General features: G+C 64.4%; 14 protein-coding genes. 4 read left to right on the forward strand and 10 right to left on the reverse strand.

Going from position 1 to position 11,614, the window contains the following annotated elements; translation table 11 throughout:
* Positions 1-32 precede the first annotated feature (32 nt).
* From pqqE to pqqA, 5 genes are all read right to left on the reverse strand, one after another.
* On the reverse strand, positions 33-1,235 hold the full coding sequence (gene pqqE / locus DOD19_RS03465; protein WP_112184001.1) for a pyrroloquinoline quinone biosynthesis protein PqqE: 1,203 nt from the start codon (positions 1,233-1,235) through the stop codon (positions 33-35).
* Positions 1,207-1,479: a pyrroloquinoline quinone biosynthesis peptide chaperone PqqD gene (pqqD, locus tag DOD19_RS03470; protein WP_024975095.1), complete on the reverse strand. Its 273-nt coding sequence runs from the start codon at positions 1,477-1,479 to the stop codon at positions 1,207-1,209. The genes pqqE and pqqD overlap by 29 nt, the downstream gene beginning before the upstream one ends.
* A complete protein-coding gene (gene pqqC, locus DOD19_RS03475; protein ID WP_024975096.1) occupies positions 1,460-2,170 on the reverse strand; it encodes a pyrroloquinoline-quinone synthase PqqC in 711 nt (236 codons plus the stop codon). Before pqqC ends, pqqD begins: the two co-directional genes overlap by 20 nt.
* Positions 2,167-3,084, reverse strand: a complete 918-nt coding sequence (pqqB, locus tag DOD19_RS03480; protein ID WP_024975097.1) for a pyrroloquinoline quinone biosynthesis protein PqqB — start codon at positions 3,082-3,084, stop codon at positions 2,167-2,169. Before pqqB ends, pqqC begins: the two co-directional genes overlap by 4 nt.
* Before the next feature lie 144 nt (positions 3,085-3,228).
* Positions 3,229-3,303 carry a pyrroloquinoline quinone precursor peptide PqqA gene (pqqA, locus tag DOD19_RS03485; protein WP_009277446.1) on the reverse strand — a complete coding sequence of 25 codons (75 nt, stop codon included), beginning with the start codon at positions 3,301-3,303 and terminating at the stop codon, positions 3,229-3,231.
* 104 nt (positions 3,304-3,407) lie between these two features.
* On the opposite strand from pqqA, the gene DOD19_RS03490 reads away from it, so the two are divergent.
* Positions 3,408-4,352, forward strand: coding sequence for an alpha/beta fold hydrolase (locus DOD19_RS03490; RefSeq protein WP_112184325.1), 945 nt, complete (start codon positions 3,408-3,410; stop codon positions 4,350-4,352).
* Here DOD19_RS03490 and DOD19_RS03495 read toward each other — a convergent pair.
* Positions 4,338-6,359, reverse strand: coding sequence for a sigma-54-dependent Fis family transcriptional regulator (locus DOD19_RS03495; RefSeq protein WP_112184003.1), 2,022 nt, complete (start codon positions 6,357-6,359; stop codon positions 4,338-4,340). The genes DOD19_RS03490 and DOD19_RS03495 overlap by 15 nt on opposite strands.
* A gap of 265 nt (positions 6,360-6,624) precedes the next feature.
* Here DOD19_RS03495 and pedF point away from each other — a divergent pair, with 265 nt between their 5' ends.
* The gene (gene pedF / locus DOD19_RS03500; protein ID WP_024975100.1) at positions 6,625-7,110 is read left to right on the forward strand and encodes a cytochrome c-550 PedF; all 486 of its coding nucleotides are present in this window, start codon (positions 6,625-6,627) and stop codon (positions 7,108-7,110) included.
* A gap of 96 nt (positions 7,111-7,206) precedes the next feature.
* The gene (locus DOD19_RS03505) at positions 7,207-8,088 is read left to right on the forward strand and encodes a transporter substrate-binding domain-containing protein (protein WP_112184005.1); all 882 of its coding nucleotides are present in this window, start codon (positions 7,207-7,209) and stop codon (positions 8,086-8,088) included.
* Positions 8,089-8,174: 86 nt separating this feature from the next.
* Here the strand turns inward: DOD19_RS03505 and DOD19_RS03510 are convergent, their stop codons facing one another.
* The 4 genes from DOD19_RS03510 to DOD19_RS03525 form a co-directional block, all read right to left on the reverse strand.
* Positions 8,175-8,615, reverse strand: coding sequence for a hypothetical protein (locus tag DOD19_RS03510; protein ID WP_239497953.1), 441 nt, complete (start codon positions 8,613-8,615; stop codon positions 8,175-8,177).
* Positions 8,616-8,953: 338 nt separating this feature from the next.
* The gene (locus tag DOD19_RS03515; RefSeq protein ID WP_112184009.1) at positions 8,954-9,781 is read right to left on the reverse strand and encodes a MipA/OmpV family protein; all 828 of its coding nucleotides are present in this window, start codon (positions 9,779-9,781) and stop codon (positions 8,954-8,956) included.
* Between the two features lie 217 nt (positions 9,782-9,998).
* Entirely contained in the window at positions 9,999-10,454 is a 456-nt protein-coding gene (locus DOD19_RS03520; protein ID WP_024975104.1) for a VirK family protein, read from the reverse strand.
* 197 nt (positions 10,455-10,651) lie between these two features.
* Positions 10,652-10,924 carry a hypothetical protein gene (locus tag DOD19_RS03525; RefSeq protein ID WP_112184011.1) on the reverse strand — a complete coding sequence of 91 codons (273 nt, stop codon included), beginning with the start codon at positions 10,922-10,924 and terminating at the stop codon, positions 10,652-10,654.
* A gap of 402 nt (positions 10,925-11,326) precedes the next feature.
* On the opposite strand from DOD19_RS03525, the gene DOD19_RS03530 reads away from it, so the two are divergent.
* A complete protein-coding gene (locus DOD19_RS03530; RefSeq protein WP_024975106.1) occupies positions 11,327-11,551 on the forward strand; it encodes a hypothetical protein in 225 nt (74 codons plus the stop codon).
* Positions 11,552-11,614: the final 63 nt, after the last annotated feature.

The following is an 11,614-nucleotide window of genomic DNA, read 5'->3' on the forward strand; positions in this document are numbered from 1 at the left end:
TCCGGCCCTTTCTTTTCTTCCATGACCGCGCTTTATCGCTGTGTCAGCCGGCGCGAATTTGCATCCGTCCGGAACACGATCGGCACTTCACCGGTACGGGTGTCCCGCATCTGCCCGAACCCGTTTATTGCAGCCATCCGGCCTTGCAGCACCACCTGCTGCAGCGCGCCATGATCTGCCGACTTTCCGCACACCGGGTCGGTGCGTGTCGCATCGCCCGTCAACAGGTACGCCTGACAGCGGCAGCCGCCCGCATCTTCCTCGCGCGATTCACATGACTGACACGGCTCCGGCATCCAGTGCGTGCCGCGAAAGCGCTGAAAGGCGTCGCTGCTTCGCCAGATGTCGCGCAGCGGCTGGCTGAGCACGTTGGGCAGCTCCAGCTCCGGCAGCATGCGCGCGGAGTGACAGGGCAGCGCAACGCCATCCGGCGCGATGCCGAGGAATGTTGTGCCCCAGCCGTTCATGCACTTCTTCGGGCGCTGCTCGAAGTAGTCCGGCACGACGTAAAGCAATTGGCATCGGCTGCCAATGCGGGTCCGGTAGTCGTTCACGACGGCCTCGGCGTCGCGCAGTTGCTCCAGCGTTGGCATCAGCGCCAGCCGGTTCTCCCATGCCCAGCCGTAGTACTGCGTGTTGGCAAGCTCCAGGTATTCGGCGCCGATCTCCAGCGCCATGTCGATGATGGCACCCACGTGCGGCAGGTTGTGCCTGTGCATCACGCAGTTCATCACCATCGGATAACCGTGGGCCTTGATCAGATCCGCCACGCGGCGCTTCAGATCGAAGGTGCGCGTGCTCGACAGAAAGTCGTTCATCTCACGCGTGGAGTCCTGGAACGACAACTGGATATGGTCGAGCCCCGCAGCGCGCAACGCCCCAAGCCGCGCATCGGTCAGGCCCACCCCGGACGTCACGAGGTTCACGTAGAACCCGAGCCCATGCGCATGCGCGACCAGCGTTTCGAGATCCTTGCGCAATAGCGGCTCGCCGCCCGACAGCCCGAGCTGCACCGCGCCCAGCGCCCGCGCCTGGGTGAACACATCGCACCACTGCTCGGTGGTGAGTTCCCGATCGTGCTGTGTGTAGTCGACCGGGTTGGAGCAGAAGGCGCAATGCAGCGGGCAGCGGTAGGTCAGCTCGGCCAGCAGCCAGAGCGGTGGACCGGGCATCGGCGCAGCTGCCGGCGCCTGCAGCGATTCGGCCTCAAACGAGCCAGCCGCGTTCGAATGCATGTTTGACAAAGGCGTGGACCTCCGGAGCGATGCCCTGCACGCCAAAGGCGGATTGCAGGTCATCGATCAGCATGTCGAGGGTATGGGCACCGTCGCAGCGCTGCAGGATCGCAGCGGCGCTGTCATTGAGGGTGACCATGCCCTCGGGGTACAGCAGTACCCAGCTCTGCTGCATGTCTTCCCATTGCAGCCGGAAGGTCCGGTGCAGCATGGGGTGGGCCGGATCAGACAAGGGAGGGCTCATGGGCGTGGGCCTGTTGGATGGCATCGAGCATCGACCAGAGGATGTCGAGCTTGAACTGCAGAATGTCCAGCGCACGCTGTTGCTGCTCGGGCGTGCGGAAGTAGTCGAGTGTCACGCGCAGGCCGTGCTCGACGTCGCGCGAGGCCAGCGGAATGCGCGAGCGGAAGTACGCAAGCCCCTCTGGCTGCACCCACGGGTATTGATCGGGCCAGCCGGCCAGCCGTTCCTTGTGGATGTCCGGCGCGAACATCTCCGTGAGCGACGAGCACACCGCCTCCTGCCACGGCGCTCGGCGCGCAAAGTTCACATACGCATCCACCGCAAAGCGCACGCCGGGCAGCAGATGCCGGTGAGACCACAGTGCATCGCGCGTCAGGCCCACGGCAACGCCTAAGCGCACCCAGCTCTCGATGCCGCCCGGCTGTGACTCGTCGCCGTCGTGGTCATGAATGCGGACGATCCACTCGCGCCGCGTTGCCCGGTCAGGGCAGTTGGACAGGATGGCCGCATCCTTGAGCGGGATGTTGACCTGGTAGTAGAAGCGGTTCGCAACCCACGTGCGGATTTCCTCCGGCGTGCATTCGCCAGCGCGCATGCGCAGGTTGAACGGATGATGGATGTGATAGCCCGCCTGCTTCGCGCGCAGTCGCGCCTCGAAGTCTTCGGCAGTCCAGGCAACAGGGTGTGTCATAGCGAGATTTCCATGCCGTCGTAAGCCACCTCGATGCCGTGCGCCTCCAACTCGCGCCGTTGCGGCGAGTCTTCATCGAGGATCGGGTTGGTGTTGTTGATGTGGATGAGCACCTTGCGCGTTGCCGGCAACTGGTCGAGCACATCGATCATGCCGCCCGGGCCGGATTGCGCGAGGTGGCCCATGTCGGCTGCCGTCTTGGTTGAAAAACCAAGGGCGAGCATCTCGTCGTCTTGCCAGCAGGTGCCGTCCACCAGCACTACGTCGGCCGCGCCCATTTCGTCGAACACATGTGGTTCGACGCGGGCAAGGCCGGGCGCGTAGAACGCCCGCCGGCCGCTCTTTCTGTCGACAATGCGCAAGCCGATGTTGTCGCCCACGCGGCGCGCGTTGCGGCTGGGCGAGTAGGGCGGAGCCTTGCTCTCCAGCGGGATCGCCGTCAACGCCACGTCGTCGAGCGGAGGCACCGAGAACGCCGTGCCGTCCAGCGCCAGCGCGCGCGTGTCGAGCCCGCAGTAGTGCGACAGCATGCGCGTGAGCGGGAAGGCGGTGGACAGATCGCTGATGACGGCCGCGCTGGCATAGACGGGCAGCGCTTGGCGATGCTCGCGCAGCATCAGCAAGCCGGTCACGTGGTCGATCTGCGCATCGATCAGCACGACGCCCACGATGCCCGTATCACGCGGCGCGCGCGCGGGTTGCAGCGCCGGTGAGCTGCGCAGTTGCGCGAGGATGTCCGGCGAGGCATTCACCACGATCCAGTTGTGTTGGTCGTCGCCGAGTGCGATGGACGACTGCGTGCGGGGGGTGGCACGCACGGTGCCGCGCCGCACGCCGTCGCAGTTGCGACAGTTGCAGTTCCACTGTGGGAAACCGCCGCCGGCGGCCGAGCCGAGAACCCTGAGTATTGTCATGATGCAATTCCAACGTGTCGGGCGGATTGAGCAAGAAGTCGGCCAGGGGATGGCGAAAAGGCATGCGAGCCGCGAGTCGAAAAAAAAAGCCCGCCGTGAAGAACCGGCGGGCCTGTGGAGCCTTGCGTGCTCAGCCGCGCAGCATCAGCGGTTGGCGATGTACATGGTGATCTCGAACCCGAGTCGCAGTTCGGTATAGGCGGGCGTTGTCCAGTTCATGTCTCCTCCTTGAGGGTTGGCATAGTTAGTGAGTGCACTGCGTTGTTCAGCGGCTGACGCAGGCGTTTGCCGAACACAGCCGCATCGTCATCAAGGCAACATCCATGCCCACTTCCGACTGGCCAACCACGTCTGCTCGCATCAATCTGCGCACACCGGACGGCCATTGCCTGCATGTGCGCCAATGCGGCCGCGACAGCGGTGAGCCGTGGCTGGTGCTGCACGGCGGCCCGGGCAGCGGTTGCGCGCCCTCGATGGCCGCGTGGTTCGATCCACTGCTGCATCGCGCCGTGCTGCCGGACCAGCGCGGCGCGGGTCGGTCACGACCGGCCGGCACACTACGGCGCAATACGGTGACGGCGCTGCTGGCCGATCTTGAGCAACTGCGCGTCGCACTTGGCATTGAGCGCTGGGGCGTGGTTGGCGGCTCGTGGGGCGCAGCGCTGGCACTGGCCTACGCCGATCGCTTTCCCGATGCCGTATCGGCACTGGTACTGCGCGGCGCTTTCCTGACCGGTTTCGACGATGTGCAGGCGCTGTTTAACGCGCGCGGCGCCGGCCGTGATCTCTTGCAAAGCATCGACGGGCGAGGCGAGGGTTTTCCCGCGGCCCGTGGTCGCCTTTACGTTGCAACAGACATGTTGCAGCTTGGGACAACTGTTCAGAAATTGAACATCGCCAGGGCGTGGCAGCGCGCGGAACATCGTTTGTTGGGTCTGCAGCCGCAGGCACGTCGCCAAACCTGGCAACAGCGCATGGCCCTGGTGCGCAAGTACCGGTTGCAGGCGCATTACCTGTATCGGCGGGCGGGGCTCGGGAAATCGGCGTTGCTGCGGGCGGCTGCGCGTATCGGCGCGAGGGGATTGCCGGTGACGCTGCTGCATGGGCGGGAAGACAACGTTTGCCGCCCCCGGAATGCGCTGCGGTTGTCTGCAGCGATACCGCATGCGCGGTTGGTGTGGGTGCCGGGCGGGCACCTGGCGGTGGGGGAGATGGCGAAAGCGCTGGGCGCCGCCATCCGTGCGTCGGCGTGGTCAGTCGGTGTCTGAGGGCAAGCCGCCGGCCTCGTCAATCCTGCGGTAGATCGTGTTGCGTGAAATGCCGAGCGCCTTCGCAGCGGCCGAGATATTGCCGTTGTGCGCCTTCACGGCCGCCATGATGGTCATGCATTCCACATCGGCAAGCCGCTTGGGCTGCGGGCCGCCAACGGCTTGATGCGTGACCGGCGGCACGGCTGCTGCCGGCGCCGGCGCATTGTCCGCAGCCGGCTGGTCGCCATGGCGCGCCTGCCAGTCTTCAAGAAAATCGTCGGGCAGATGGTCTTCGGTGATTTCCGGCGCGCCTTCGGCCATCAGCCGGGCGGTGCGCAGCAGGTTGCCGAGCTGGCGGATGTTGCCGGGCCAGTGGTAGCTGCGGAACATCTGCATCACGGCTTCGCTGATAGGGGGCGCGTCGGCCTGTTCAAGCTTCAGCAGCTTGTCGGCCACCACGTCCAGGTCGGTGCGCTCGCGCAATGCCGGCAGGCGCACGACCAGACCGTTCAGGCGGTAGTAGAGGTCTTCGCGGAACTGCCCGCTGGCGACCATCTCGCGCATATTGCGGTGGGTCGCGCATACGACCGCCACGTCCACCTGGATGAGCTTGTTGCTACCCAGCGGCGAGACCGCGCGCTCCTGCAGGGCGCGCAGCAGCCGGGCCTGCAGGTGCAGCGGCATGTCGCCGATCTCGTCGAGGAAGAGCGTGCCGCCGTTGGCCAGCACCATCTTGCCGATGCCGCCCTTCTTGCGCGCGCCGGTAAAGGCACCTTCTTCGTAGCCGAACAGTTCTGATTCAATGAGCGCTTCCGGAATCGACGCGCAATTCACGGCGATGAAGGGACCGGCATGGCGCGGGCTGTCGGCGTGGATGGCGCGCGCGAGCAGTTCCTTGCCGGTGCCGGTTTCGCCCAGGACCATGACAGGGATGTCCTTGCCGATGACCTTGCGCAGCTTGCCGATCACGGTCTGGATCTGCGCGTCGCCGGTATCCAGCGCCTCCAGGCTTGCCGGCTGCCGGGATGGCTCGATGTAGGTCCGGCGCGGTGCCGTGTCGCGGTCGATCGAGAGATCGGCGCCAATTGGGCCGCCCACCATGCGGTTGGCCGGCCGCTTCCATTCGACGCGCGCAAACACCTTCACACCGCTGGGCAGTTGCAGCTGCATGACGCCTGCCGCTGCGCTGCGTTCCCGGTCGATCAACTGCGACATCGACAGCCCGAACAGCGACGAAAAGGTATGTGCATGCAGCGCGCGGATCGACAGGCCAAGCTGGAATTCGCCGCTGCGGTTGGCTGACAGGAAACGCCCCGCCGGCGTAAAGGCCGCAATGCCCTCGACCAGCGTGCCGATGAATTCCGGGCGCGAGTGGAAGTGGATGCACACCACGTCCTGGAACGTGTTGGCGAACAACTGGTTCTCGATCATCTGCGCCGACATGCGCACCAGCGCCATGGTGTGCTTGTGGAAGCCGCGATGGTCACCCGTCACGTCGAGCGCACCCACGGTGGCGCCATACGGATCGAAGATCGGCGCACACGAGCAGGTGAGGAACTGGTTGGCTTGCAAGTAGTGCTCGGAGCCGTGGACCAGCGTGGGTTTGCCATCGGCCAGCGCCGTGCCGATGGCGTTGGTGCCACGGCTCGCCTCCGACCACAGCGCGCCCGGCTGCAGGGCCACCTTGCTGGCCTGGGCCAGGAAATCGTCGTCCCCCATCGAATGCAGGATCAGGCCCGAGGTGTCCGTCAGGATCACCATGCTTTGCGTGTTGACGATCTGGCTGTAGAGCGTCTCCATCACGGGCAGCGCGTGCGTGAACAGCGACTGGCTGCGCTCGATCTCGGTCTTCAGCTCGTTGTGCAGCACCGGGCAGAAATCGGGCGATTCATAGGGCCGCAGGCCGTAGGACTTGGATCGCTCGTGCGACTGCGCGATCAGTTCGGGCTGATCGTTCGGGGCGTCGCCGAGCGTGGCCGGGGCGTTCTCGGAAGCGCGCGGGTCGGCTGCCGCGTGAGGGGTCATGGTGTGTCTCCTAAAACCTCGCCCGCAATCTATGTGCGGGTCGCCCGGATCGCCTCATTTAACCAGGGTGCGAACCGGAAGTGTTGCGCCATGAAGCAAGACCCTTGCCAGGGTGTTGCATTCCTGAGCACCTGTGCCAACCGATGCATCCGATATCCGGAGCGTTTGGCGCATGTTGGCCGTGTCTCCCGGCAGATTTTCGACTTGGTATGGCTCTTGCAGAAATGCCTCCAAAAATCGTTTCAACGACAACAAGGAGACACTCTTGAAAACGCCTCGCAACTCGCTCGCGCTGCTTTCTGCCTGCGCACTTCTGGCCGGGGGATTGCCCGCAGCCGCATCCGCTCACGGCGATGTCACGCCGCAAGCCGTAGACACACACACCTTACCGCAACTCGGCGCCGATTGGCGTCAGGACAATCCATACAGGACGGGGCCCGCACATGACGAAGCGCTGCGGATCGGCTCCTCCGGGTTCAACCAGAACTGCGCGCGCTGCCATGGGCTGGAGGCCATCTCCGGCGGGATCGCGCCCGACCTGCGCAAGCTCGACACCGACTGCATGTCGCTGGCCGACGCCAAGAAGAAGGAGGCTTGCTACGGAGAGGTGTCGCAATACTTCACAGCCACCGTCCGCCACGGCCGCACGCGCGACGGCCGTGTCTACATGCCGCCGTTCGAAGGCGTGCTGACCCAGGAAGCGGTCTGGTCGATCAAGACGTATCTGGAATCGCGCCGCGTACAGGAGTAGTAGGTCGGCCAGCCACAGCTGGCAGCTTTGCGAGCCGGCGCTGTTCCTGCCTTCGTGTGCGTCGGCTCGCTCATTTTTTCCGCCTGGAGATGTCTCATGAACGCCCGTTCTCGGTTGGCCGCGGCCGGAGTTTTTCGCCGCCTTGCCAGCCTCCTGCTTGCCGCGGCAGCCATGGTGGTGAGCGCCGCGCCGGCGCACGCCGATATGGCGAAGATCCGCCAGAGCGGCGCCCTGAAGGTCGCCCTGTACAAGGGTCTACCGCCGTTCTCCGATAACGTCGGGGGGCAATTCAGCGGCATCGACGTGGCGCTTGCCAATGCGCTCGGCAAGCAGATGGGGCTGTCCGCGTCGTTGCTTCCCTTTGATGCGGATGACGACGGCATGTCGGGCGACCTGCGCAACATGGTCTGGAAGGGGCATTACCTGGGGTACGGCCCAGCCGATGTGATGCTGCATGTGCCGGTCGACCCGAATTTCATACGCCAGAATGGCCAGGTGCTGATCTTCGCGCCGTACCTTCGCGAAGGCTACGTGCTGGTGTACGACAGCGAGCGCGTCCACAGGGTCAGCCGTTTCGAAGACCTCGCCGGCCAGGCGACTGGCGCCGAGCAGGGATCGGGCGGTGCGAGCGCGCTGCTTTCCAGCGCCAACGGCGCCCTGCGCGACAAGGTGAAGATCTATCCGGAGGCCAACGAGGTCCTGCATGCGCTGTTCTCCGGCCAGATTGCCGCGGCAATGGTGACGCGGGCGCAATATGAAAGCGCGCTGAAGACGCAGAATCAATCTGCCACACGCTTTGTGGCGACCGAGCTGCAGTCGCCGCTGCTGCCCGCACGCGGCTGGGCAATCGGCATGGCCGTCAAGGCGGATCAGCGCGAACTGGCGCAGGCGCTGGAGAGCGCGCTCAATGCACTGCGCGCCAGCGGCGAGCTGCAGCGTATCTTTGCGCAATACGGCGTCTCGATGGTGGCACCGTAGGCGCCACCGCCTGCACACGGAGCCGAACGTGTCGACGTACCTGACGCACTGGCCGTGCGGGCTGGCCGCCCCGGCCAGTTCACGCGCTACGCTTTCTCCGCCGCGGCGTGCTTGGAGGGCAGGGCACTCACGTTGTCGTCGAATTGCGAATCCACTGGGATCTTCGAGAAGTGGTGGATCTTCGGCGCGTGCGAGTCGTCGACCTGTGCGTCGTGCGGGTCGATGAAGGACATTGCGGTGCGGCGCTTGAGCATGTGCGAGTCGCGCGATTGCGATTCGCGCCACAGCTCGGCCGTGAACTTGAGACCGGCGCGCAATGCGTGGGCGCTTTCCTGCTTGCCCTTGCGCTGGTCGGAGACGCGCTCGATGCCCTTCTTGACGACGTCTTCCAGGAATGTGAGACGGGCGCGGTAATAGTCCGCGTGCATTTGTGCATCCATCACGCGCTGCTCTGCCTGGTACAGCTCCATGCGCAATTCGCTTAGCGCGCGTTCGGCCTGCTTCTCGGGAGAGGGTGCGTGGCTCAAGGCCCAGTTTGCAATCCACCGCAACATGGTCAAGCCCTCCTGTCTTGCGGTGTCCGCCGCCGGTGGGAAGACACCGTTTACTGCCCGCGCATTGATCGGAAGTGATCGCCGCTTGCCAAACAGACTAGCAAAAAAAGCGGGGCGATTGCGCTAGTCCACGTGCATGCCTGTTGTGAAAAGGAAGCATGGTCCGTTTGGCTGAGAGGCGCGCGGGCCAAGTTCTGGTCTCATAGGCAGATTGCCTCGCGTGCACAGGTTTGCGAGGAAAACGTCACCTGCCTGCGCAAGCGATTGCGCACATCGCGGCGCCCGGTCGGCGCCCGATCTTGGGTGCGATGTCAGCGGAACCGGTACGTAAGCGAGGCCATGGCCGTGGTCTGTTGGCGACGCTGCGTGATCGGGCTGTCGGCGGCATCTCCGTGCAACCGCGCAACCGTGAGCGAGCCATTGGCCGTCCACCGGTCATCGAGCTTGCAGGTGACGATGGCGTTGAAGTGGATGTCGCGCAGCCCCGCATGCGTGGCAAATACCGGCAGGCCCGAACGGGCGCTTTGCCCATCGTCCACGCCAAAGAACGTACGCATGTACTGACCGTTCGTCCACGACACGCCGGTGCCAAGGCTGAACAGCCATCGGCCGACCGGCGCGCTTGCGTAGACATCGGCATTGGCGATCAACCCTTGGCGGTTACCGAGGATGTCCTGCTCCGCATCGGTGGACAGGGTGAGGAACGACACCGTGTACTGCGCGAACGCCTTTGCGCGCACCGTGGCATTGACGTTGCCCAGACCATTCAGGCGCGCGTCGTCATGCGCATGGCGCCACGTCGGGTCGAACTGAAAGTTGCCGCCCACCTGCCACGTGTCGTTGTTGGCGAGGTACACGCCGGCAAAGTCCATCCCCTTGGAAAAGAACCGGCGCTTGTACTCGATCTCCTGATCGATCCACGGAAACACGAAGCTCGATTTCGCGCCCGGATACTTGGGCGACACGTAGATCGCCGGGCCCACAGCAATGCTCCAGTCGCCGGCTTCGGCGCTGTTCTTTGCGCTGCTTTCCGTGCTGGCGGCGGGTACGGTCTGGGCCTGGGCGGTGCTGCTCAATGCCCCGATGGTCATCAGAAGGAAGAACGCAAAGCCGGGCAGGGCGCGCGGAGACAGCGGCATGAGAGAGCAGAAATTCGAAAGGAGTGTGAGCGAAGGAAACGGCGGGCACGCCATTCTAGTGGAACCGCCGGAATGCCGGATGACGCTGCAAGGGGGCACTCGGCGGGGCGGATGGCCACCCTGCCAGCGTTATCCGCTTGGTAGGGTGGCGTGACCCGACGCTAGGCGGGCGCTGACTACTTTGCGTCCAACGATGACGGTTTCGATTGCCGCACGCTCAGAACCGCACAAACAGCTTGACGCCGTCTCCCAGCTTGCACGTGTACGAGACCTGGCTTTGCAGCGTGTAGGCGGGCATGGCGAAGATGTACGAGGCAAAGCGCGCGGTGCCATCGGCCGTGATGGTGTAGCGCAGGAATTGTGTGATGGGCGCACCATCACGGCCGACGGTGAAATGGGTGTCGGCGAAGCTGAGGGTGTGGTCCGGCTGGATCCGGTACGCATTGACCGTGAGACCGCCGCGCGTCTGTCCAGCAGGCGTGGTGTTGGTGTCGCCCTTGCAGCGCGTCAGATCGATGGTTGCTGTCATGGGCTTGCCGGCGCTTAGCGCCTGTTCGGCTGCCAGCACGTCGGGCAAGGGAATGGTTTGAGCGCCGGCGAACAGCGGCAGGGTTGCAAGGGTTGCTAGCGCGGCGAAGGGCAGCGTGATCGGTTTCTTGGTCTTTGGGAGCATGCGTGAGATGAGTCGCAGGGGGCGATAGACAAATAACCCTGCCCCGCCATGCAAGCCGGACCGGGCGGGGAGACACGCGTGGATCGTAGAAGAGATCATGCTCACCCACAACGCGAGATCGCGCCCCGATGCTCAACTTTGCTCATCCAAATAAAAAAACGCCGGGAGTGCCCGGCGTTTTTCATGGCGCGGCTGCCTTATTGCTTGGTGGGCGCAGCGGCCTTCGGTGCCGAAGCAGCGTCGGTCTTGGCTTCCGACTTGGCTGCAGCCTTGTGGGCCTTCTTGTGGGTGCGCTTCTTCTCGTGCTTGGCTTCAGCCTTCGGTGCCGAAGCGGCATCGGTGGTCGTCGCTGCAGCGGTCGCAGCCGGTGCAGGTGCCGCGGCCGGTGCGGACGCGGTGCCAGCTGCGAACACGGGGGCTGCGAAGGCACCAGCAACGATCAGAGCGGCCAGGGATTGAGCGACTTTCATGTGAGACTCCTTAAACAGATACAAGCGGGATATTGGGACTCCAGATACATGGATCTCGTCCCATTTACGATCCATGCCTCCAAAAACGTCTCACAGTGAGAGCGGGCCGACCGCCGTTTGTAAGCGTTCTGCCGACGGTGTAAGCGCGCGTAACAAGGTAGGTTCGCTGCGTCCAATGTCTGTTGCGATGGGTTGAGACACATCAAGGCCAGGCCCTGCGCATCGGCGTACCGTCAGGCGTCGGGTGGACAACCGCTGACGCGTACACCACACTGCGTGGTGATGCGTGGGCCATTTCGATGTCAGGCCGCGCATTGCATCGCGGGCGTGGGAGCGCATTGGGTCACGCTCCATCCGATACCGGTAGCGCCACAAACCAGTCTCTTCTATAAGGACAACACGATGAACAAGCTTCTGGCCGCCCTCGTGGCTACAGTCTTCAGCGCCGGCGCGTTTGCGCAGGCATCCGCACCTGCAGCAGCTCCGGCACCTGCCACGGCCGCGCCGGCACCCGCCGCGTCGGCACCTGCCGCAGGCGAAAAGGCAACGCAACTTCAGAAGAAGAAAAAGAAACGCGACCATCGTCCGAAGCATCAGGACAAGAGCGCGTACGGCGTGGGCGGCTGATCTGCTGTAGCCCGTCGATTTTCTGCACACCAAAGCGCCGGCCTCCGAGAAGGGGCCGGCGCT

Origin of the sequence: Ralstonia sp. GX3-BWBA (assembly GCF_003290055.1) — a bacterium.
In the GTDB taxonomy this organism is placed as follows: domain Bacteria; phylum Pseudomonadota; class Gammaproteobacteria; order Burkholderiales; family Burkholderiaceae; genus Ralstonia; species Ralstonia holmesii.